Origin of the sequence: Citrobacter sp. Cpo221, assembly GCF_030332345.1 — a bacterium.
GTDB classification, from domain to species: Bacteria; Pseudomonadota; Gammaproteobacteria; order Enterobacterales; family Enterobacteriaceae; genus Citrobacter; species Citrobacter portucalensis.
Genome location: NZ_JAOWIA010000052.1, coordinates 35,105 through 57,521, shown reverse-complemented (window position 1 = coordinate 57,521; position 22,417 = coordinate 35,105). Strand labels below are relative to the sequence as shown.

General features: G+C 54.1%; 16 protein-coding genes and 3 tRNA genes. 6 read left to right on the top strand and 13 right to left on the bottom strand.

Annotated features, from left to right (window positions below):
- Positions 1-234: 234 nt before the first annotated feature.
- Positions 235-462, bottom strand: coding sequence for a YgdI/YgdR family lipoprotein (locus tag OGY72_RS12230; protein ID WP_003825635.1), 228 nt, complete (start codon positions 460-462; stop codon positions 235-237).
- Between the two features lie 192 nt (positions 463-654).
- On the opposite strand from OGY72_RS12230, the gene csdA reads away from it, so the two are divergent.
- Together csdA and csdE are read left to right on the top strand one after the other, a co-directional pair.
- On the top strand, positions 655-1,860 hold the full coding sequence (csdA, locus tag OGY72_RS12225) for a cysteine desulfurase CsdA (RefSeq protein WP_126956653.1): 1,206 nt from the start codon (positions 655-657) through the stop codon (positions 1,858-1,860).
- The gene (gene csdE, locus OGY72_RS12220) at positions 1,860-2,306 is read left to right on the top strand and encodes a cysteine desulfurase sulfur acceptor subunit CsdE (RefSeq protein ID WP_267440727.1); all 447 of its coding nucleotides are present in this window, start codon (positions 1,860-1,862) and stop codon (positions 2,304-2,306) included. Before csdA ends, csdE begins: the two co-directional genes overlap by 1 nt.
- A gap of 77 nt (positions 2,307-2,383) precedes the next feature.
- Here the strand turns inward: csdE and tcdA are convergent, their stop codons facing one another.
- Complete coding sequence (gene tcdA, locus OGY72_RS12215) at positions 2,384-3,190, bottom strand: tRNA cyclic N6-threonylcarbamoyladenosine(37) synthase TcdA (protein ID WP_286547803.1); 807 nt, start codon at positions 3,188-3,190, stop codon at positions 2,384-2,386.
- Positions 3,191-3,298: 108 nt separating this feature from the next.
- Complete coding sequence (mltA, locus tag OGY72_RS12210; protein WP_008785702.1) at positions 3,299-4,396, bottom strand: murein transglycosylase A; 1,098 nt, start codon at positions 4,394-4,396, stop codon at positions 3,299-3,301.
- 205 nt (positions 4,397-4,601) lie between these two features.
- Here mltA and OGY72_RS12205 point away from each other — a divergent pair.
- From OGY72_RS12205 to OGY72_RS12195, 3 genes are all read left to right on the top strand, one after another.
- Positions 4,602-4,678: transfer RNA gene (locus OGY72_RS12205), tRNA-Met, on the top strand.
- Positions 4,679-4,712: 34 nt separating this feature from the next.
- Positions 4,713-4,789, top strand: a tRNA-Met gene (locus tag OGY72_RS12200).
- A 33-nt stretch (positions 4,790-4,822) separates the two neighbouring features.
- Positions 4,823-4,899: transfer RNA gene (locus OGY72_RS12195), tRNA-Met, on the top strand.
- A gap of 74 nt (positions 4,900-4,973) precedes the next feature.
- Here OGY72_RS12195 and amiC read toward each other — a convergent pair.
- Positions 4,974-6,227, bottom strand: a complete 1,254-nt coding sequence (gene amiC, locus OGY72_RS12190) for an N-acetylmuramoyl-L-alanine amidase AmiC (protein WP_003034016.1) — start codon at positions 6,225-6,227, stop codon at positions 4,974-4,976.
- Positions 6,228-6,461: 234 nt separating this feature from the next.
- Here amiC and argA point away from each other — a divergent pair, with 234 nt between their 5' ends.
- The gene (gene argA, locus OGY72_RS12185) at positions 6,462-7,793 is read left to right on the top strand and encodes an amino-acid N-acetyltransferase (protein ID WP_003034012.1); all 1,332 of its coding nucleotides are present in this window, start codon (positions 6,462-6,464) and stop codon (positions 7,791-7,793) included.
- A gap of 96 nt (positions 7,794-7,889) precedes the next feature.
- Here argA and recD read toward each other — a convergent pair whose 3' ends face one another.
- From recD to thyA, 9 genes are all read right to left on the bottom strand, one after another.
- The gene (gene recD, locus OGY72_RS12180) at positions 7,890-9,719 is read right to left on the bottom strand and encodes an exodeoxyribonuclease V subunit alpha (protein ID WP_063940938.1); all 1,830 of its coding nucleotides are present in this window, start codon (positions 9,717-9,719) and stop codon (positions 7,890-7,892) included.
- Positions 9,716-13,261: an exodeoxyribonuclease V subunit beta gene (gene recB, locus OGY72_RS12175; protein ID WP_286547802.1), complete on the bottom strand. Its 3,546-nt coding sequence runs from the start codon at positions 13,259-13,261 to the stop codon at positions 9,716-9,718. Before recB ends, recD begins: the two co-directional genes overlap by 4 nt.
- Complete coding sequence (ptrA, locus tag OGY72_RS12170) at positions 13,254-16,142, bottom strand: pitrilysin (RefSeq protein WP_286547801.1); 2,889 nt, start codon at positions 16,140-16,142, stop codon at positions 13,254-13,256. The genes recB and ptrA overlap by 8 nt, the downstream gene beginning before the upstream one ends.
- 179 nt (positions 16,143-16,321) lie before the next feature.
- Positions 16,322-19,690: an exodeoxyribonuclease V subunit gamma gene (gene recC / locus OGY72_RS12165; RefSeq protein WP_286547800.1), complete on the bottom strand. Its 3,369-nt coding sequence runs from the start codon at positions 19,688-19,690 to the stop codon at positions 16,322-16,324.
- A 12-nt stretch (positions 19,691-19,702) separates the two neighbouring features.
- Positions 19,703-20,026 carry a prepilin-type N-terminal cleavage/methylation domain-containing protein gene (locus OGY72_RS12160; protein WP_003825617.1) on the bottom strand — a complete coding sequence of 108 codons (324 nt, stop codon included), beginning with the start codon at positions 20,024-20,026 and terminating at the stop codon, positions 19,703-19,705.
- The gene (locus tag OGY72_RS12155; protein ID WP_003825615.1) at positions 20,011-20,418 is read right to left on the bottom strand and encodes a DUF2509 family protein; all 408 of its coding nucleotides are present in this window, start codon (positions 20,416-20,418) and stop codon (positions 20,011-20,013) included. Before OGY72_RS12155 ends, OGY72_RS12160 begins: the two co-directional genes overlap by 16 nt.
- Positions 20,415-20,978, bottom strand: a complete 564-nt coding sequence (locus OGY72_RS12150; protein ID WP_198579456.1) for a prepilin peptidase-dependent protein — start codon at positions 20,976-20,978, stop codon at positions 20,415-20,417. Before OGY72_RS12150 ends, OGY72_RS12155 begins: the two co-directional genes overlap by 4 nt.
- A complete protein-coding gene (locus tag OGY72_RS12145) occupies positions 20,969-21,439 on the bottom strand; it encodes a prepilin peptidase-dependent protein (protein WP_198579455.1) in 471 nt (156 codons plus the stop codon). The genes OGY72_RS12150 and OGY72_RS12145 overlap by 10 nt, the downstream gene beginning before the upstream one ends.
- 183 nt (positions 21,440-21,622) lie before the next feature.
- A complete protein-coding gene (gene thyA / locus OGY72_RS12140; RefSeq protein ID WP_003033990.1) occupies positions 21,623-22,417 on the bottom strand; it encodes a thymidylate synthase in 795 nt (264 codons plus the stop codon).

Genomic DNA, 22,417 nt, shown 5'->3' with positions numbered 1-22,417 from the left:
TCCTGAAGCCGGAACGAAAAGTTTTATCGGAATGCGTGTTCTGGTGGGCTTTTGGCTTACGGTTGTGATGTTGTGTTGTTGTGTTTGCAATTGGTCTGCGATTCAGACCATGGTAGCAAAGCTACCCTTTTTCACTTCCTGTACATTTACCCTGTCTGTCCATAGTGATTAATGTAGCACCGCCAAATTGCGGTGCTTTTTTTTGTCCACGTTTCGTCGATGGCCGACCTGCTATTATTGCTCCAGTTCTACCATCTCTTTCACGTCAGTGCGGTTAATCTGCTGTTTGTTGCCGTTAGCGTCTTTATACGAAATCATCCCCGTCTCATTATCGGTCTGTGGTTTACCATCAGCTACGATTGATCGGCCATCATTGGTGTGCATCACGTAATTCGAACCAGAACAGGCGCTCAGGGCAAAAGTCAGCATACAGGCAGAAATTATGGCTGCAGTCTTTTTCATCTTCTTCTCCTTAAAGCGATTTATGCTATTAAAAACATACTCCGTAACAGGCAAAATTGTTCGCCTAACGCTATTTAGCATAAGACACTGAACGGGCTTTGCCAGGATATCCAGAGTATTCCGATGGTTAGCACAACCCTTGTATCAATGCCCTTTTTGCGCCACGATCGGTTTACTGAACTGAGGAATACCATGAACGCTTTTAACCCCGCGCAGTTTCGCGCACAATTTCCCGCACTCAACGATGCAGGCGTTTATCTCGACAGCGCTGCTACGGCACTGAAGCCGCAGGCGGTCATTGAGGCAACCCATCAGTTTTATAGCCTGAGTGCCGGGAACGTCCATCGCAGCCAGTTTGCTGAAGCCCAGCGCCTGACCGCACGCTATGAAGCCGCGCGGGAAAAAGTCGCACACCTGATTAATGCGTCGGATGACAAAACCATCGTCTGGACCCGCGGCACAACGGAAGCGATCAACATGGTTGCCCAAAGCTATGCGCGTCCACGCCTACAACCGGGTGATGAGATTATCGTCAGCGCAGCGGAACATCACGCCAACCTCGTTCCCTGGCTGATGGTCGCGGAGCAAACGGGGGCTAAGGTCGTCAAACTCCCACTCAACCCCCATTTATTGCCAGACGTTGAGCGCCTCACGCAGCTCATTACCCCGCGCAGCCGCATTCTGGCGCTCGGGCAAATGTCGAACGTCACCGGTGGCTGCCCGGATCTGGCCCGCGCCATTACGCTCGCCCATGCGGCTGGCATGGTGGTGATGGTTGATGGTGCCCAGGGGATTGTGCATTACCCTGCCGATGTACAGCAGTTGGATATTGATTTCTATGCGTTTTCAGGCCACAAGCTATATGGCCCCACCGGTATTGGCGTGCTGTACGGTAAGCCGGAACTGCTGGAAGCCATGTCTCCCTGGCTTGGGGGCGGTAAGATGATTAGCGAAGTCAGTTTTGACGGTTTCACCACCCAGCCCGCACCATGGAAGCTGGAAGCCGGTACGCCTAACGTTGCTGGCGTTATCGGGCTAAGCGCGGCGCTCGAATGGCTGGCGGACGTCGACGTTGCACAGGCCGAAAACTGGAGCCGGGGTCTGGCGACGCTGGCAGAAGATGCCCTGGCGAAACGCCCTGGCTTTCGTTCCTTCCGCTGCCAGGACTCCAGTCTGTTAGCCTTTGATTTCGCGGGTGTTCATCACAGCGATATGGTCACTCTGCTGGCCGAATATGGCATTGCGCTGCGCGCGGGGCAACACTGTGCACAGCCGCTGCTGGCGGAACTTGGCGTATCCGGAACACTACGCGCCTCATTTGCCCCTTATAATACCCAAAGCGATGTGGATGCGTTGGTCGCAGCCGTCGACCGCGCGCTGGAAATATTGGTGGATTAATGACAAGCCCTCTGTTCGCCGGACACCCGTTTGGCACAACCGTAACCGAAGAGACGTTACGCAATACCTTTATCCCGCTTACTCAGTGGGAAGATAAATATCGCCAGCTGATTCTGCTGGGTAAGCAGTTGCCGGCGCTTCCGGATACGCTAAAGGCGCAGGCCAAAGAAATTTCGGGCTGCGAAAACCGCGTCTGGCTGGGGCATACTCTTCATGAGAATGGCACTCTGCATTTCTTCGGCGACAGCGAAGGTCGAATAGTACGCGGGCTGTTGGCGGTATTACTCACGGCGGTCGAAGGTAAAACCGCAGCCGAGTTACTGGCGCGTTCGCCGATGGCGTTATTTGATGAACTAGGTTTACGCGCGCAGCTCAGCGCCTCGCGTAGCCAGGGGCTGCATGCTCTAAACGAGGCGATTCTCGAGGCGGCCCAGAAAGCCGGATGACGACGCAGATACGTCTTATCCGGCCTACAACACTGCACTAACCGTAGGTCGGATAAGCATAGCGCCATCCGACACAATCAGACCTGACGCGCGGCCTTCGCCATCATCTTCTTCAGCGCATGGGAGACAGCAACAAAGCCAAAGGTGGCTGTCACCATGGTAGCCGCGCCAAACCCGGACGCGCAATCCATACGCTTCGGCCCTTCCGCCGTCGCTTTCATCGCACATACCGAGCCATCCGCCTGCGGGTAAACCAGCGCTTCGGTCGAGAACACGCAGTCCACGCCCAGCTTGCCTTTGCTGTTTTTCACCACGCCAAAATCGCTTTTCAGCCGCTCACGCAGCTTGGCCGCCAGCGGATCCTGGATGGTTTTTGCCAAATCAACGACCTGAATCTGCGTAGGATCGATCTGTCCGCCCGCACCACCGGTGGTCACCAGCGGAATTTTGTTACGCCGACAGTACGCGATCAGTGCCGCTTTTGGGCGCACGCTATCAATCGCATCGATGACGTACGAAAATCCTGCATTCATATATTCAGCAACGTTATCTGGCGTAACAAAATCATCGACCACGTTCACCCGGCACTCCGGGTTAATTTGTCGGATACGCTCCGCCATCACTTCAGCTTTTGCCAGACCGACGTTATCACGCAGCGCATGGATCTGGCGGTTTGTATTGGTGACGCACACATCATCCATATCAATGAGTGTGATAGCGCCAATACCGGTTCGCGCCAGCGCTTCCGCCGCCCATGACCCTACTCCGCCAATCCCAACCACGCAAACGTGCGATTGGGCAAACAGCTGCAACGCATTTTCGCCATACAGACGTGCCGTACCGCCAAAACGTTGGCGCCAGGCATCGCTAATAACCACAGACATAGAACCTCAAATTCATTAATACCGAGCAGTCTGACTACCTGATGTCGGCTACGCCTTATCAGGCCTACTCAATAATGTAGGCTTGATAAGCGAAGCACCATCCGGCAATTAACCGCTGAACACGTTACCCGCACCCGGCGCTGTTTTTAGTACCCATACGCGACCGTAGTGATTATACCACCCGGCACGGTGTCCGGCGTCAGCGCCAATACCCTGATAGATGTCGAAGTGTTGCCCTTTAATAGCCCCACCCACATCTAACGCCACCATCAGGCGCAGTTCGTACTGGCCGGTAAACTTGCCGTTATTGTCCAGTAACGGGACTTCCGCCAGTAACGTTGTGCCCGCAGGAATGATACTACGGTCAGAAGCTACGGACGCGCGGCCAATCAGCGGCACCGCGCTGGCCCCTTTCACCGGAGCAAAAGATTGCGGTTTAAAGAAGACAAACGATGGGTTCTGCTCCAGCAGCTCACGCACTTCGGCTTCGCTGTGCGTCTCACCCCAGTGGCGAATAGCCTGCATCGACATATCTTCTTTTTTCACTTCGCCACGGTCGATAAGCACTTTACCGATACTGCGATAGGCGTGGCCATTTTTCCCGGCATAGCTAAAGAAGTTGAGCGGGCTGCCATCGCCAAAATCGATGTAACCACTGCCCTGAACATCCATAATGAAGTTATCCATCAGGGAGTTGCTGTATGCCAGAATATAATTGTCGCTTAGCGCGCCCGCGTAGATCTCGGCACGAGATGGTAAGCGCCCACGTTTTGGCGGCATGCGATAGATAGGATACTGAAACTCGCCCTGGCGCGTATGGCGCGCCTGGATAACCGGTGTGTAGTAACCGGTAAACTGGACGTTACCGTAGTTGTCCGCCCCTTCCATTTGCCAGGCATCAATACCAAACTGGCGCATACTGCGCGTATCACCGCCCGCACGTAACCATTGCTGGATAGCGTTGTAGACGTCGCTCTGGTTGCCGTACAAACGTGGCGAAGCGCTGCGAATTTGATTAACCTGCTCGGCGAAATCACCGGCATTGATTGGCGCGCCAACCGCATCAGGCTGGTTCACCAGTGAGAAAGGCTGGGTAAATTTCCCGTCTTTATACTGCTGCCCACGATCGGTGGGTTTTGAGGAACACGCGGCGAGCATCGCGACTACAGCTCCCGCCAGAAGATATTTTGCCCAACGTCCTTTCATTGTTCTCGTCTTATGTTGCCTGAATGCGAGACGAAGATAACAAACCCCCGAACCTAATGAAATGCGTATACATACCCGAACGCAAATTTTGAGCAAAAAATAATCCAGAATGCGTTGTTTTTGTTCATTTTCACCCTAAAAACGTGATCAAGGTGAAAAAAGGGTTGCATGAAAATGCGAGCAGAGTATAGTGCGCATCCACGGACGCGGGGTGGAGCAGCCTGGTAGCTCGTCGGGCTCATAACCCGAAGGTCGTCAGTTCAAATCTGGCCCCCGCAACCAATTAAAATTTGATGAAGTATAAGCAGTACGGTGACGCGGGGTGGAGCAGCCTGGTAGCTCGTCGGGCTCATAACCCGAAGGTCGTCGGTTCAAATCCGGCCCCCGCAACCAATCAAATTTGATAAAATATAAGCAGTACGGTGACGCGGGGTGGAGCAGCCTGGTAGCTCGTCGGGCTCATAACCCGAAGGTCGTCGGTTCAAATCCGGCCCCCGCAACCAACACATTAAACACCTTAACGGGTGTTTTTTTGTTTCTGTTGCCCATAAAAAAAGCGCTTTTCAGCGCTTTTTTGTTATCCCCTTCTCGCCAGCGTCGCCCCATCGGCAAAGTAGGCTTTAATCCCTGCCAGAATCGACTCTGCAACTTCCTGCTGGAAGGTCGCCGTTTTGAGTTTACGCTCTTCCTCAACGTTACTGATAAATGCCGTTTCGACCAGAATAGACGGGATATCTGGCGCTTTTAGTACCGCAAACCCGGCCTGTTCAACCTGATTCTTGTGCAGATTGTTGATTTTGCCAAGCTTGTTCAATACCGCTTTACCAAACTTCAGGCTGTCGGCGATGGTCAGCGACTGCACCATATCGAACATGGTGTGGTCGACGTAGCGGTCACCGCTCTTACTGACGCCACCAATGAGATCCGAGGCGTTCTGGGTCTGCGCCAGATATTTCGCGGCGGTACTTGTCGCGCCTTTGGTCGAGAGCGCAAACACCGACGAACCGCTGGGTTGTCGACTGGTAAAGGCATCGGCGTGAATAGAGACAAACAGGTCAGCACGCTGCTTCTGCGCTTTCGCCACGCGGACTTTAAGCGGAATGAAGATATCTTCATTTCGTGTCATAAAGACCTTCATGTTGCCCTCTTTCTCTATGAGGGCTCGCAGGCGGCGGGCAATCTGCAGCACCACATCCTTTTCACGCGTCTTGTATTTCCCCACCGCACCGGAGTCTTCTCCGCCGTGGCCCGGATCCAGCATAATGACAATGGGACGATCGCGCCCCGCTTTACCCGGCTGTGGGCCACTTTGTGCAGGTGGCACCTGTTTATCCAGATCGCCCTTGTTGTAATCTTCCAGCAATGCCAGCAGCGGGTCCTGAACGTCCTGGGCATTCGCGGGATAGAGATCCATCACCAGACGTTCTTTAAAGCCTGCCACCGGAGCCAGCGCGAAAAGTTGCGGCTTCACATTCTGTTTCAGCTCGAACACCATCCGCACGGTCTTTGGATCAAACTGGCCAACGCGCGCAGACTTAATATACGGATCGTCAGGACGAATCTGCGTCCCAATGCCCTTGAGCACCGAGTTCAAATTAACGTCTTCAATATCCACAACCACACGCTCAGGATTACTCAGGGCAAACTGTTTGTATTTCAGCAGACGGTTAGATTCTACCGTGACGCGAGTGTAGCTGGACGCAGGCCAGATACGGACGGCAACGACCTGACTCACGGCCGCCAGACCCACCTGGCTGACGCTCAAAAGCCACATAGCACCCGCACCTTTCAATAAACGGCGGCGACTGATTGCTGAATTGGATCCCGACATGCTTCTCCCGAGCAAAGAAATCTTTTTTAGAGGTAATACGTAAAACGTCCGAATTGACCGGAAACTTTAGCGAATGACGCATAATCTGTCATCTATAAAAGGGTAAACATTCTTTTTATATTCACGGCATTACTGAGAAAAATCTTCGGCATGGGTAAAAATTACGCTTGCGCACAGCGCAAAAACAGAATAAAAATACACAAATTACGAATAATCATGCAATGAAGGTGTGCCGTGGTGAAGGAGCGTAGAACCGAACTGGTACAGGGATTCCGCCATTCTGTTCCCTATATCAATACCCATCGGGGAAAAACGTTTGTCATTATGCTGGGCGGCGAAGCCATCGAGCATGAAAATTTTTCCAGTATCGTCAATGACATTGGTCTTCTTCATAGCCTCGGCATCCGCCTGGTCGTGGTCTATGGCGCACGACCGCAGATTGATGCCAATCTTGCGGCGCATCATCATGAGCCGGTGTACCACAAAAATACGCGCGTTACCGACGCTAAAACGCTGGAGCTGGTCAAACAGGCTGCGGGTTTACTTCAGCTTGATATTACCGCCCGCCTGTCGATGAGCCTGAATAATACGCCATTGCAGGGTGCTCACATCAATGTGGTCAGCGGTAATTTTATTATCTCTCAGCCGCTGGGCGTTGATGACGGCGTAGATTACTGCCATAGCGGGCGTATTCGTCGTATTGATGAAGATGCCATTCACCGCCAGTTAGACAGCGGCGCAATTGTGCTGATGGGCCCGGTTGCCGTTTCCGTCACCGGTGAGAGCTTTAACCTGACGTCAGAAGAGGTCGCCACGCAGTTGGCTATCAAACTGAAGGCCGAGAAAATGATCGGCTTTTGCTCCTCTCAGGGTGTCACCAACGATGACGGAGATATTATTTCCGAGCTGTTTCCTAACGAAGCTCAGGCTCGTGTTGAGTTGCAGGAAGAGAAAGGCGATTACAGCTCCGGCACGGTGCGCTTCCTGCGCGGAGCAGTGAAAGCCTGTCGCAGTGGCGTACGCCGCTGCCATCTGATCAGCTATCAGGAAGATGGTGCATTGCTGCAGGAACTGTTCTCCCGCGACGGGATCGGTACGCAGATCGTGATGGAAAGCGCCGAGCAGATCCGTCGCGCTACCATTAACGATATCGGCGGGATTCTGGAGCTTATCCGCCCGCTGGAGCAGCAAGGTATTCTGGTTCGCCGCTCGCGCGAGCAGTTGGAAATGGAGATCGACAAATTCACGATTATTCAGCGTGATAACCTGACCATCGCCTGTGCCGCTCTGTACCCTTTCCCGGAAGAGAGAATTGGCGAAATGGCGTGCGTGGCAGTGCATCCGGACTACCGTAGCTCATCACGCGGGGAAGTGTTGCTGGAACGAATCGCCGCGCAGGCCCGGCAAATGGGGTTGAGCAAGCTGTTTGTGTTAACCACACGCAGCATCCACTGGTTCCAGGAGCGCGGCTTCACGCCGGTGGATATCGACCTGCTGCCGGAAAGCAAGAAAGAGATGTACAACTATCAGCGGCGGTCAAAAGTGCTGATGGCGGATTTGGCATAGGAATGGTTGCCGGATGCGGCATAACAGCCTTATCCGGCCTACATCGCTGGCACATTTTTTTAGGCCGGATGGCGCTGACGCTTATCCGGCCTACATCTACATCATGCCGTCATTAAATAATGCTGACAGTCCGCTGCGACGTTCAGTGCGGGTGGCAATGGCGCGGCTCAATATCCGCTCATCGGCATACAGCGACAGGCGGCGACGCGCGCGGGTAACGGCGGTATAGACCAGCTCGCGGGTAACCACGGGTGAATGCTGGCTGGGTAAAATCAACGCCGCGTGGTCAAACTCAGATCCCTGCGATTTGTGCACCGTCATCGCCCAGGTGGTTTCATGTTCAGGCAAGCGGCTGGGCTGCACCGATTTGATAGAACCATCCGGCAACGCAAACCACACCCTCAGGCCCTGTCCACGGTCGAGGGCAATGCCGATATCACCGTTAAATAATCCCAGCGAACTGTCATTGCGCGCGATCATCACCGGCCTTCCCTCATACCAGCGGCTATGCGTCGAACGATGAATTTTACGTTTTTGCGCCATCACCTGCTCAATGCGTTCATTCAAACCACTAACGCCAAACGGACCTTCCCGCAGGGCGCATAGCAGTTGATACTCATTGAAGGCCTGAATGACAGCTCCTGGCTCTGCGCCCTCGCGCAGCAAATCCAGGTAATGCCCATAACCCGCCAGCGCCTCATCCAGCATCGCGGCGTAATCCTCGCTGCTGTGTAGCGTGCGTTTTTCGATGTCGCTAAATCCCTGCTGGAAAATCGTTTTTATCGCAGATTTATCGCCGCAATTAATCGCAGCAGCCAACTGACCGATTCCGGAATCGCTGCCGAAACGGTAGCTCTTTTGCAGCAGGCACAGACTGTCGCGCAGAGCAGCAGCCTGAGTTCCCGTACCTGCCGGAATAGCGCTTCCGGTCAGGCGACTGAGCTGGCGGGCGCGTTCCGGGGTAAACCCGTCACCGACGAAAGCACAGATATCCCCCAGCACCGCCCCCGCTTCGACGGAAGCGAGCTGGTCGCGATCGCCCAGAAAAATCACCCGTCCGTGCGGCGGCAGCGCATCGATAAGGCGCGACATCATCGGCAAATCGATCATCGAGGCTTCATCCACCACCAGCACATCCAAATGCAGCGGGTTTCCGGCATGATGACGCAGGCGCTGACTGCCAGGCTGAGCGCCTAATAATCGATGCAGCGTACTGGCGTCATCGGGGATGCGTTTCTTTTGTTCATCGGTTAGCGGTAGTTCTCGTAGCGCCGCTCCTAGTGAGGAGGTCAGGCGCGCAGCCGCTTTTCCCGTTGGCGCCGCCAGTCGAATACGACAGCGCTCACCGTCTGCCATTTGAATCAACGCCGCCAGCAGCCTTGCGACCGTTGTCGTTTTTCCCGTCCCCGGTCCGCCGGAGATCACTGATATCCGGCGGGTGAGCGCAACAGCAGCGGCTACTTTTTGCCAGTTAACCCCCTCCGATGGCGGAAACAGCGCCGCCAGCGTGTGGGTCAACCGTTGTTCATCCACTTCAATGGCGTGGTTCACTTCACTGAAAAAGCGAGCTACCGTACGTTCGTTATGCCACATTCGGTTCAGATACAGGCGATCGCCGTACAGCACCAGCGGCGTAGGTTGCTCGCCACGACTTACCGCACTGGAAGCCAACAGACATTCCGCCCAGTCTTCAGGCTCGCCCGTTTCAGCGAGCCAGGCGCTTAACAGAGGATGCGCGTCCTCGCTCAGAGATAACCGTGAAAGCGGTAAGCAGACGTGCCCTTCTCCCGCTTCACGGCTGAGCAACGCCGCAGCCAGCGCAACAGCTGGGTTGTCACTTCCGGCAACCGCCAGCGCGAACTGAGCATCCAGAGGCCGGAGCTGTTTTTGCTCAACAGCCTCCAGAAATCGTTTCTGGATTGTCATAACATCGTCTCCTGCACCGCACCGGCAAACATCTCGTCCATCAATGCAATCAACTCTCCGTCAGGTCGGGTCGCGTAAATTCCCTGCTGCAGATTTTCACTGTCAACGCCGCGCAGGAAGAGATAGATAACGCCGCCAAAATGGCGTTCATAATCGTAATCAGCAATGCGATGGCGTAAGTAGCGATGCAGCGCGAGGGTATAAAGTTGGTATTGAAGGTCGTAGCGATGCGCCTGCATGGCAGAGGCCATCGCCTGCTGCGTATAGGCAGAGCTGTCTTCGCCCAGCCAGTTCGATTTGTAATCGAGCAGGTAATAACGCCCCTGGTGGCGGAATACCAGGTCAATAAAGCCTTTCAGCATGCCGCGAACCTGCATAAAGTCCAACGCAGGGCACCCCGCCGAGAGCGGATCGTATTGGCGAATTAACGCATCAAGCTGGTTGGCCATTAACGGCTGCGAAATCGGCAGATAAAACTCCATCTCCACCTGTTTTTCACGCGCGGATAGCTGGCTCAAACTCACGCCCGTCTCGTTGAGAGGCGCCTGCAAAATGGCGTCCAGCCATTCGGTCAAAACCGGCGTCCAGTGTGCGTCATAACCGCCCAACGCCAGTTGCTCCTCGACCCAATGCGGATCCACCGGTTGCGTAAAATCGAGATCTTCAAACAGGCTATGCAAGAACGTACCTGGCGAAGCGCCGCGCGGGAACTGATGCGGTGTAAGTCCTGATTCTTCAATAACCTCACCGACGCCTGCGGCATCGATATCCAGTCGTGGGATCAGATCCTGCGCGATACCCTGTCCACGCTGTTGCAGACCGGAATAACTGGTCACGCGCCAGCTATCACCGGGCTTACGCTGCAGTATTTTTGCACTCAGTTCGCTGCTAACAGCCTGCGCAACCTGCCAGGGTTCACCGTCAGGCTGCGCGGGAGTCTGGCAAGCAATATCGTTGCTGCAAAGCGCTTCAATCGCGCTACGCAGACCCACGGCATCCATCGGCTCGCCTTTTTGCAACAGGCGACCAAGGGCGCTCTGATGCACATCGGTATCCCCTTTTTTATCGCCCCGACGTCGTACCAACGGCGCAACACCAAGGCTGCAGTGCCATACCGAACGGGTTAGCGCGACATACAGCAAACGCAGGTCTTCCGCCAGACGCTCTGCTTCGGCTAGCTCAACGCTCTCCTCGGCATCGCTGAGATCCAGCACCGCTTCAAAAGAGCTTCGATCGTGATAGAAAGCTTGATCCTGGACGCGGAAATTGGTGATAAACGGCAGCCAGACCAGCGGATATTCCAGCCCTTTCGATTTATGGATGGTGACGATTTTGACCAGATGCTTGTCGCTTTCCAGCCTGAGCTGCTGGCTTGACGCGTTGCTGTCGGGTTCAAGAATATGCTGGGACAACCAGCGCACCAGCGCATGCTCGCTTTCCAGCTGCGAGCCCGCTTCCTGCAACAGTTCGCTGATATGTAAAATGTCGGTCAGTCGACGTTCGCCTCCCGCCGTCGCCAGCAGGTTCTCCGCAATCTGGCGAGCTGTCATCAGCGCACGCAGCATCGGCATCACGCCGCGTTTATGCCAGATCTGACGATAGCCATCGAACTCTTCGACCACCGCATCCCAGGCATTTTCGTCGTTATTTAACGCTTCAAGATCCTGCGCATTCAGCCCCATCATTGACGTTGCCAGCGCGCTACGCAGCGTGTTCTCACGCTCCGGCGTCATCACCGCCTGCAGCACCCACAGCAACTCCTGTGCTTCCAGCGTTTCAAATACGCTGTCACGGTTGGAGAGGTAGACAGAGGGAATGGCCAGTTGCGTCAGTGCATCACGGACCAGCGCCGCCTCCTGGCGGCTACGAACCAATACGCTAATGTCCGACGCGCGTACCGGGCTGGATGCTTTGCCACTTACCAGTTGCGCTGCGCCAGAATGCCCGGCCTTAAGCCAGTCGCGAATTTGCGTGGCGCACACCTGCGCCATGTAGCTCTGATAATCGCCTACGCCGCAACTTTCTCCTTCCATCAGCCACATACTCATAGCGGGCTGCGTTTCGCCGCGTAAAACAAACCGTAACCCCTGGTTTTTTTCTGCGGATTTTACCGGGCTGAAAGGGATTTCGCGGAACATAAAGGCGTCGTCCATCTGGCTGAAAAGCGTATTCACGCTATTGACCATGCCGGGGGCCGAACGCCAGTTGGTATCGAGCGTATAGTGTGCGCTGACTTCGCTGCGCGCCTTCATATAGGTGAAGATATCCGCGCCGCGAAACGCGTAAATTGCCTGTTTCGGATCACCAATTAGCAGCAGTGCGGTATCCGGCTGATGCTGCCAGATCCGACGAAAAATACGGTACTGCTGTGGATCGGTATCCTGGAATTCATCGATCATGGCGACCGGAAAACGAGTACGAATAGCCGTCGCCAGCGCATCGCCGCTTTCACTGCGCAACGCCGCATCCAGACGGCTGAGCATATCGTCAAAACCCAGCTCGCCGCGGCGACGTTTTTCCTCGGCAACTGCCGAGCGGATCTCCGCCAGCGCACGAGTGATCACCAGATCGCGGAGAGTTAACGGTTCGCTAAGCAGTTCATCAATAGCGACAAACAGCGGGTGCTGAGGGGTTATCCCACCCGCTTTGGTGCGCTCTTCCAGAAAACGCTGTGAGAATTTCTCCAGCGCGTCAGGAAGCTGGTAACTTTGTGTTTCTTCCTGCGCCCACGCGCTGATCTTTTCGATCCACTTACCCTGATTACCGCGATTAAATTTACGCCGGTCAATTCCGGAGGCTTCCATCAGGCCATCCAGCTCATCAACACAATCACGCCATTGCTGCTTGATCTGGTTAATGCGTGAGAGAATTTGTTCATGCCGGGAGGCCAGCGTTTCGTCATCAGACGGTGGCGCCTTGATAACCGGCGCTTCCCCCTGCAGATAGCGATCGATATCTCTCAGCAGCGCTTGCGGGCCTTTCCACGTTTCAAAAACCACCTGCGCAATGTCGCGGGGCAGCGGGTAGCAGTGCCGACGCCAGAAGTCCGCGCAAGCCTGATAGCGCAGCAGCGATTCATCTTCTATCAGCTGCTGTTCGAACAGCATGCCTGACTCAAAGGCGTTGAGACTGAGCATACGCTGACAAAAGCCGTGGATGGTAAACACCGCCGCTTCATCCATCTGTCTTTCAGCCAATAGCAGCCACTGCGCGGCCTGTTTTTTATCGGCAATTTCATCTAACAAACGGGCATATAGCGGGTTGTCGGTGGTTTCACGCAGGCAGGCAATTCGCAGTTCATGAATATTGCTACGAATTCGACCGCGCAACTCTTCGGTAGCCGCCTCGGTGAAGGTGACCACCAGCAGTTCTTCGACGGTCAGAGGACGAGGAAAGGCGGCAGAGCCGCCCAGTCCAAGCAGTAAACGTAAATACAGGGCGGCGATGGTAAAGGTTTTACCGGTGCCCGCAGAGGCTTCAATCAGACGCTCGCCCGTCAGGGGCAAGCGCAGTGGATCAAGGGACTCAGCGGCATCATTCATTCTTATCACTCATCAGGGGTAAGGTTTGCTGCAACGCGCTGACGGTCTGCCACACTTTCCAGCCTTCCGGGTGCACATATTCTGCTTTCCCATTCTGACTGCCGGAAACCTGTGACAATATCGCCATGCCTTGCGGCTCAACCACCGCCTGATGGAAGAAGTCGGCAAGTTTTTGCGGCGTCAGCAGTTTAATCTGAGCCACTATTTTATCACGTGAATCGAAGCGCATATTGCCGCGATCAAAATCTTTGCTTAACTGTGAGGCTTCCGCCCCCAGCGTTTGCGGCGCCTGCAGCATTTGCGCAATAATCGCCTGCTGAATTTGCGCAAACTCTTCAGGTTTCATCGCCCGCAGCTTCGCTTCCGCCGTCGGGAAGAATGCTTTATAACGCTCCCAGAGGTAAGACGGCTGCTTATCACTGCTTTGCAGCAGGAACCCCATTCCCCACTGACGGCCAACGCTCATCGGGAAAGCAAATACGGCGTAGCCTAACTGTTCTTCAGTACGCAGCTGATTGTAGAACCACGGCTGAACAATCTGACCTAACATAGCGCTGTAGGCTGAACTGGCGTATTCATCGTATCCGGTTGGCACAAATACCGCGGCCAGCGCTGAATCCGTGCTGCTGCCTGCTTTTTCAAAGATGACGGACTGCTTCTTGTCCACAACCACATCTTTGTTGCGACACCACTGTGACCCGTTCGCACCTAGCTGTTTTTGGATATCCCGCGCCATGCTCGTCGTCTGAGCTTCGCTCATATTGCCAATGACCAGGAATTCAGGTCGCGCACCGGTTTTTAAGGCGTCGCGGTAGGTCATCACCTCTTTCAGGGTGATGGAAGGCAGCAGTTTACGGCGCTCGTCGCGGGAGAAGTACGGCACCTGAGAAAGCATCTGCACCGGCATAATAGCCTGATCGTAAGCTTTACCCTTTTCTGCGGAATCCATCATCTGGGCATACCAGGATTTCGCCTGTTCCAGCTGTTCGTCCGTTGAGGTGTAGCTGAAATAGCCGCTCAGCAGCGCCTGAAAAAGCTGCGGCAAACGTTGGGTGTAGCCGTTGGCGTTAAGCATCAACCCATTGTTAGCGTTGGTAGAGAAACCAATTCCACCTACCGATGCCTGGTTACTTAACTGATCGAGCGCAATCCCTGCCAGGTAATCGTTAAGTGCGAATAAGACCTGGTTGCGGGCGCTGTCCATGGCTTTCGGGTTACGCAGGATCACGCTGACGTCAGCCTTTGGCTCGCTGGCAAAATACTGGCTCGGGGCATACACCACACGTAAATCCGGCTCATCAACGATCAGCTCAGGATGAGCGTATTTTTTATCCGTCTTAATCAGCGTGAAATCATCCGGAATGTAGGGGTTCAACTCCGGTAACGACAGCGCAATGCCCTGCGCTTTTTGCTGCCAGTCGTCAAAGGTTTTGTCGCTGATTTTATCCACCTGGTAAGGCGCATCGACAAAATAAGCGGTTTTATTATGCGGCTCTTTCGCGCTGATATACCAGATACGCGCATTCTGCGGCGTCATCATTGCCAGACGTTGCTCAACGGCTTTCGCATCGTACTGGTCAGCAATATTCACCGCATCCAGCGTATGCTCGACGGGAACGCGGATCATGGTATCAGCCAGCCATTCCACGTAGTCCATATCACGGGTGATGGAGGGATAACGGAAATCGAGATCCAGCACGTGCGCCAGCTCGTCAAAATAGCGTTTATCGACACCTTTCTCGCGTAACAAATTGAGGTAGCTAAAGATTGCCGCGACAACTTCATCGCGGTTCGCCAGCCCCTTGTCGGTTAACGTCGCGGAAATGGCTAATACGCCGCTGTTCCCGTTGACCACCGGATCGGAGTCCGCGCGAATACCCTCAACCAGGCCCTGCTTTTGCAGCCAGTCAGACAACGTGCCCTGGCTACGATTGCCAATCAGGTAGGTCACCAGTTCATCGGTTTTACTGCGGAACTGCGCGCTGTTGTTATCGATACGAAACTCGACGCGCAATACTTTACGCGGCATTGCCGGAACATAGTGGATGATGATGCCCTTTTGCGCGTCAGTGACGACCGGTACGGTAATTTCAGGCTTTTCGATATTTGTGTTCGGTACGCGCCCAAAGGTGTCAGCCGCTATCCGCGCCAGCTCAGGCAGCGGTTTATTGCTATAAATCACCGCCTTCATCAGGTTAGCAGAGTAGTACTTTTCATGAAATTTTTGTAATGCCTGCACCACCGGGTTGCCCGGTTTATCGCTTAATGTCTCGAGATTCCCGCCAGAGAAACGCGAGCCAGGGTGCGCCGGGTTGATCGTCTCAGCGCTCACCTGCGCCATACGCATCCCGTCTCGGGTACGCGCCAGCGTCAGCTCGGAGTTAACCGCGTTACGCTCGCGGTCGGCATATTTTTTATCCAGCAATGGATCGGCAATAGCATCCGCCAGGCGATTCACCGCCCCCACCAGCGCGTCGTTTTCGACTTCAAGATAGAAGGCCGTACGATAAGGCGCAGTACTGGCATTGTGGCTACCGCCGTGCATTTTCAGGAATTCAGCCAGGCTGTCCGGCTGTGGGTATTTTTTCGAGCCCATCAGACACATGTGTTCGAGATAGTGCGCCAGCCCCTGATGATCGTCCGGATCTTCCAGCGAGCCCACGGGGACTACCAGTGCAGAAAGGGATTTCACGGCCTGAGGATCGGATACCAGCAGCACAACCATGCCGTTATCAAGGCGCACGGCCTGATACTGACGGGTGTCTTTATCGCTTTTACGGATGGTTTCAGCTAAAGGCTGCCAACCGGTATCTGCCTGACTTACGGGAACCCAAAGGGCGACGAACAACAGTAATGCGCTGAACCAGGTGCTGCGGGGCATTCACAAACCTCATCATTAACGAATTCACCTGTTCACTACAAACCACGTATAAATACATGACCTGAACAGGGCAAGACTATGTGCTGAACGAGCCAGCATCTTCTCTTTGTAAGAATCAGTCCGTGACAGAATGCGCATCATAGTGGAAGCCATCAAATTGCGCAATTTTTATACAATCATCATGACTGATTAAAGCGAAAAATCGGTAACAGGTAGCGCTGAGACTGTAAAACAATAGCCTCCAGCGTATCAGCATCCAGTTGACGCCAAAGACGCTGATACCAGATATCATCACCTTCGCCACGTACCATCATGTTGCCTTCATAGGCTTGCAGAAACTTACTGCGCGCTTTTTGCAACGTTGCATCGTCATCTAACATGGCATCATTTGCGGCGTCATAACAGGTTTTTATCCATGCACCGCCGCTTTCGGGCAATACCAGCAATGGTGACGACATGCCTTCCCGATACCCCTCAATGAGTTGCGACAGATACAGCAACGCCTGTTCTGCATCCAGCGGCGGAAAACGCCATTCTCCGTCTTTACGCAGGAACAATCGGCTCTCTCCCCTACCGCCACTGGCACAATAGACAAGATGTTCCAGCCAAAGTTGCACACCCTGCGCAATGCTTATCAAAGATGGGCGCCAGCGCAACAAACCATCCTCTTGCACCTGCGGCAGCCAGCCGGTGATTTGCACGCCGTGACAGTTAAGATCGATTTCCATGCTCTGACAGGGCTGACGACAGGCGATAATGCGTTCAGCCAGCGACTGCATTTCCTGACGCTGCGTATCCCACAGAATTTCGCCAAACGGCCCATAGGGTAGCGCGCCCGCCGCACGAAAACGGCGGAACAGTCGTTCAGCATCGTTCTCTTCAACCAGCGTATTAAGCAATTGCTGATTAAGCTGGTAGCGGGTCAACCCTTCAAGAATGAAAGGTTCCGTATCGGGGATCTCACTCTCTTCAGAGCGGAAGTTGACCCTTAAACGCATCTGGAAAAAGGCGCGTACTGGATGTGCCCAAAACCGCTGCAGCGTTTCCAGCGTTAGCGTTTCTGGCATTTCAAAGGGAAGAGGCTGCACAAAATCCGTGTGCGCTTTTCCTGACAGGCTCGCCGCAGGCAGCCATTCCCGGGCATAGCTTTGCTGTTCGCCCGGCAAATAGTTTTGTGCATCAAAGGGCATACGGGTATGCAAACGGGTAATGTGCGCTTTTACCCTTGCCTCGCTTTGATCGCAGGTCAACGATTCATCGCCCGGCAGATAATGGCTTTGTCCAATGTAGTCCATCAGTTCTTGCACCAGCACCGACGGGAAGCGCTCGCTGTTATCCTGAATAGAGCGGCCAATGTAGCTGATGTAGAGCGTCTGCTGTGCTGAGATTAATGCTTCGAGGAACAAATAGCGGTCATCATCGCGACGACTGCGGTCACCTCGCATCGGTTTTTGGCTCATTAAATCAAAGCCCAGCGGCGCAAGTTGACGCGGATAAACCCCATCGTTCATACCCAGCAGGCACACCACTTTGAACGGAATGGAGCGCATCGGCATCAGCGTACAAATGTTAACGGGCCCCGCCAGGAAGCGCTGGCTGATGCGTTCCTGGTCAAGGCGCTGGGCTAGCTCATCACGCAACAGAGAGAGCGGTATAGCATCGCCGTACTCAGCCCCTAAACCTTCGGTAATAATGGCCTGCCACTGCTGTTCAATCAGCGTCATCGCCGCTTCGGTGTCCGCGTCCGGTAGGAAGAAATCATTAAGCATTTCCCGACAAACGGGTAGCCACTCTTCCAGCGGTCGTTCCTGCGCTAGCCCCCTACGCCAGAGATTAAGCTGCATCAGCAGCGAGGCCAGATGCCCTACCAGCTCGGCAATCAGGCCGCTGGACTCATCGTAAGGCAATACCGATTGCCACTCGCCCTGCGAGCTTTCCATCGCGTAGCCGAGCAGCATACGCGTTAAACCAAATTGCCAGGTATGCTGACCTGTAGGTGGAAGTTCCAGTTCACGCACGTTATCGTCGTCAATTCCCCAACGAATCCCGGATTCATTGACCCATAAGCGAAGATAGCGCAACCCTTCTTCATCAATGTTGAAACGCGCCGCCAGCACGGGAACATCCAGTAACGCCAGGACATCCTCTGAGACAAAACGGCTATCCGGCAGCGACAGCAGGCTGATAAAGGCCTGTAAGACGGGATGAGACTGGCGTGCCCGACGGTCAGATATTGCATAAGGTAAGTAACGCTCGGCTGGCGCGCTACCAAAGACCGACTGAATGAATGGGCTGTAGCTGTCGATGTCCGCCACCATCACGATAATATCGCGCGGCGTCAGCGTTGGGTCCGCTTCCAGCATGGCCAACAGCCGGTCATGAAGAATTTCCACCTCGCGCTGTGGGCTATGGCAGACATGGAAAGTCACGCTGGTGTCGTTCAGCTCAAGCCGTCGTTTATTGTCGCTACGGGAATATTCTTCCAGCGTAACGCCCGCTACGGCATGACTTTCGAGTTCCAGAATATCTGATTGAATATTATGCAAAAGGTTATCAGGTGTAATGTCGACAAACGCATCCAGTTCCTGACTGTTTTCCAGCTCCGAAAGCAAATAAATGTAATCACGCCCCAGCTTGCCCCACGAGGCCAGCATCGGGTTACCCACATCCTGTTCGCCATCGCTGTTAAATAATCCTTCGGCTTTCTGATTATCACGAAACAGCGGCAGATGCCGTTCTTCAAAGCTGTGCCGACGCTGACGTGCCATCAGCTTCGCCAGCCAGGCAGGATCTTTAATATCCCCCCAGTAGTAGCGACAAGGGTTGGTAAACAGCAGATGAATATCAATGTGCTTACCCAGTGCCTGCAATGCCTGCAAATAAACCGGCGGCAGCGCCGAAATACCGCAAATAAAGACGCGAGAAGGCAGTACCTGCGGGCACTCGGACGCGTTTTCCAACGTCTGAATAAATCGTTGGTATAAATTGGCACGATGCCAGCGCGGCTGGCCCAATTCCGCGGTGTATTCCACCAGCGCTTTCCACAACGGTGCCTGCCAGGCCTGAGACTCGCCAAGTCCCTCAACCTGTCGCCCCGCTTCCCACTGGGTCAACCAGTCAGGGCGGTAGACTAAATACTGGTCGAAAAGGTCAGCCGCGCGCGAGGAAAGCTGAAAAAGCTTACGTTTATCAGTGTCGTCCGTCAGATAGTGGCGTAGCAATGCGAAGTCATCGCTATCCAGCAATTGTGGCAACAGCGTCATCAACTTCCAGCTCATGCTCTGTTTGCTGAACGCACTCTCTTTCGGGATATCCGGCAGCACGCGCACAAACATATCCCAGATAAAACTCGCGGGCAGCGGAAAATCGATATTGGCGGCAATACTAAACTTCTGTGCAAGAGTCATTTGTAGCCACTGCGCCATACCGGTACTTTGAACCAGGATCATCTCAGGCTCAAAGGGGTCGTCCAGCCGCTCGCGCTCAACGATAAATTCCATTAACGCTTCCAGCACATCCAGACGGTTGGAGTGGTAGACCCTTAACATAGCGACTCCTGACTACTGACGATTCGGGCAATGCAGACGCGTCATCTGACCCTGCCTGCCGAGGGGTGAAGAAATTATAACGTTGATGCTGACACATCCCGCTCTCGTTGTCTGCATTCGGTTAACCTGCCAGTTCACAGGCGATGAAAACGGGTACAGCTGGGTTTGCTGCCAGGCGTGGCGCCAGAGTTGCTGATACTGGTTTCTGATGATAAAGCTGTTCATTAGCACCCGCTGATATCCTGACAACGCGGTCACAATCATTACCATTAGTACCATTGCCAGCATCACTTCCGGCAGACTAAAGCCACGCTGTCTGTTCAGGGGATCTGGCATAACGTCTGCTCCTTTAGCGGACAAAAATCGCTCCAGCCACGCGCCGAGAATTCTATGTTGCCATCAATAACCGCCCCCTGACGCCATAACGATATCTCTTCATAGTGGGCAATAAGCAGCACAAAATTATTGGTAAGCAGACGCAGGCAAACCGCGGCATCCTGCGTGGGAACGCGCCGACACTGTACGGCGGGTTGTAAGCGCCAGGGCTGCGTACGCCCCCATTCCATCGCGGATTGCACTACCGCCTGACGCTGCAGCGCCTGACTTTGTGTGACCACACGCGCAGCAAAACTGGCCTCCTGTCTGCTAACGCCTTGCAGCAGCAGACTACCGAGCACCAGCAGCAACAGGACCATTGTCAGAGAGGATACGCCTCTCTCACGGTTCATAGGTTGAATCCCGTAACGCTGTAGATCGCTTCAACAACTTTTTGTGGTTGGTCATTGCTCACTCCACGCAAACGCAGCGTAAGAAGCGGGGAATATCCGCTGAAATTCAGCCTTTCAACCTGGAATGCCTCAATCTTCATCGTGGCCGGATCGGTCATTTTCTCCCATCCTTTGCCAGTGCAGCCGGTGGCTCCACGCAGGGTTTCCAACACCTTGTCCTGTGAACGAAACCCGATAGTATCAGCCTCTTTCACGGGACTGCTTTCCCAAACGCCATTGCTGTTGGCATCCCAGCGGGCAATAACACAGTCTCCCTTAGCCGATATCACCAGTCCCTCTCCGACACAGTTTCCCCGGCAATACCCCGCCCGCTGAAGATGCTTCGCCACGGTGTAGACCCGCTGCCATATTTCATCTTCCAGTACTAACTGGCGGGTGTTACGCAGAATCTCTCGCTGTAGCGCCGGTAAAAATCGCGCTGAGCTAAGCAATAAAATACTGCTAATCGCCATGGCAATGAGCATCTCCAGCAGTGAAAATCCCCGTTCGTTTACTGACATAATCTGGCCTCATCGCGCTCGCAAAGCCTGATTCGTCCCCAGCCAGACACCACCACGCGCCATTCCCCTGCCGTATTTTTCAGGCGTATATGTCCGGCCCATGCCGTATTGCGCAGTCCAAAAAAAGCCAGTGAAGGTGTTATCTCTGCCATTTCGACGTCATCCCAGGGCGGTGTAAAAACCAAAGACGAAACGGGTCGACACGTGGTTTGCGAAGCCGCAGAGCTGACAAAACACCATGATGTGCCATCCCGAATCACGCTTATCACGTGATCGCGGTTACGCCAGTTAGCATCTTCACGCAGTTGCAGCAGGTAGTCCCGCACCTGGCAGGCTGTCTGCCACAGCAGCTGCTGTTGCTGCCAGCGCTGCCAACCATACAGCCCAGATGCACCAAGCGCCGCGACAATCAGCATCGCAATCAGAGTTTCGAGAAGCGTGTAACCTTGTTGTTTTTTCATGTCGCCAGTATGGCGTGAGGAAAATGAATAACGAGCGGGAAATTCGGTTTCTACGGCGAGCTATGGGGAATATTTAGCGCGTTACAGGCCGTTGCAATATTTCAGGAATCCACGCCGAAAAACGCGATTTGAGACAAAAAAAACCGACGCACATGGGCGTCGGTTGTGACAGCCTGAAACAGGTTAGATAGCTACCGGCGCTTTAATACCCGGGTGCGGATCGTAGCCTTCAATTTCGAAGTCTTCGAAGCGATAGTCAAAGATTGATTCAGGCTTACGTTTGATAACCAGTTTCGGCAGCGCGCGAGGTTCACGGCTAAGCTGCAGATGCGTTTGATCCATATGGTTGCTGTACAGGTGCGTGTCGCCGCCGGTCCAGACAAAATCACCCACTTCCAGATCGCACTGCTGCGCCATCATGTGTACCAGCAAAGCGTAGCTGGCAATGTTAAACGGCAGGCCGAGGAACACATCGCACGAACGCTGATACAGCTGGCAGGAGAGCTTGCCATCCGCCACGTAGAACTGGAAGAACGCATGGCACGGTGCCAGCGCCATTTTATCCAGCTCACCGACGTTCCATGCGGAAACGATGATGCGACGAGAGTCCGGATCATTTTTCAGCTGGTTTAGCACGGTGGTGATCTGGTCGATATGGCGACCATCTGGCGTAGGCCACGCGCGCCATTGTTTGCCATAAACCGGGCCTAAATTACCATTTTCATCCGCCCATTCGTCCCAGATTGAGACGTTGTTTTCATGCAGGTAGGCAACGTTAGTATCGCCCTGCAAGAACCACAGCAACTCATGAATGATCGAGCGTAAATGGCAGCGTTTAGTCGTAACCAGCGGGAACCCTTCCTGCAGATTAAAACGCATCTGATGACCAAAAATGGAAAGCGTTCCGGTTCCGGTGCGGTCGTTTTTCTGTGTGCCTTCATCCAGCACTTTTTGCATCAGTTCTAAATACTGTTTCAT

What these genes read in the sequence shown, in the direction of transcription:
- OGY72_RS12150 (WP_198579456.1), bottom strand. Translation starts at nt 20,978, where the DNA reads ATGTCAGTAAACGAACGGGGATTTTCACTGCTGGAGATGCTCATTGCC.
- amiC (WP_003034016.1), bottom strand. Translation starts at nt 6,227, where the DNA reads ATGTCGGGATCCAATTCAGCAATCAGTCGCCGCCGTTTATTGAAAGGT.
- recB (WP_286547802.1), bottom strand. Translation starts at nt 13,261, where the DNA reads ATGAATGATGCCGCTGAGTCCCTTGATCCACTGCGCTTGCCCCTGACG.
- OGY72_RS12230 (WP_003825635.1), bottom strand. Translation starts at nt 462, where the DNA reads ATGAAAAAGACTGCAGCCATAATTTCTGCCTGTATGCTGACTTTTGCC.
- OGY72_RS12145 (WP_198579455.1), bottom strand. Translation starts at nt 21,439, where the DNA reads ATGAAAAAACAACAAGGTTACACGCTTCTCGAAACTCTGATTGCGATG.
- recC (WP_286547800.1), bottom strand. Translation starts at nt 19,690, where the DNA reads ATGTTAAGGGTCTACCACTCCAACCGTCTGGATGTGCTGGAAGCGTTA.
- csdA (WP_126956653.1), top strand. Translation starts at nt 655, where the DNA reads ATGAACGCTTTTAACCCCGCGCAGTTTCGCGCACAATTTCCCGCACTC.
- mltA (WP_008785702.1), bottom strand. Translation starts at nt 4,396, where the DNA reads ATGAAAGGACGTTGGGCAAAATATCTTCTGGCGGGAGCTGTAGTCGCG.
- csdE (WP_267440727.1), top strand. Translation starts at nt 1,860, where the DNA reads ATGACAAGCCCTCTGTTCGCCGGACACCCGTTTGGCACAACCGTAACC.
- recD (WP_063940938.1), bottom strand. Translation starts at nt 9,719, where the DNA reads ATGACAATCCAGAAACGATTTCTGGAGGCTGTTGAGCAAAAACAGCTC.
- OGY72_RS12155 (WP_003825615.1), bottom strand. Translation starts at nt 20,418, where the DNA reads ATGAACCGTGAGAGAGGCGTATCCTCTCTGACAATGGTCCTGTTGCTG.
- OGY72_RS12160 (WP_003825617.1), bottom strand. Translation starts at nt 20,026, where the DNA reads ATGCCAGATCCCCTGAACAGACAGCGTGGCTTTAGTCTGCCGGAAGTG.
- tcdA (WP_286547803.1), bottom strand. Translation starts at nt 3,190, where the DNA reads ATGTCTGTGGTTATTAGCGATGCCTGGCGCCAACGTTTTGGCGGTACG.
- ptrA (WP_286547801.1), bottom strand. Translation starts at nt 16,142, where the DNA reads ATGCCCCGCAGCACCTGGTTCAGCGCATTACTGTTGTTCGTCGCCCTT.
- thyA (WP_003033990.1), bottom strand. Translation starts at nt 22,417, where the DNA reads ATGAAACAGTATTTAGAACTGATGCAAAAAGTGCTGGATGAAGGCACA.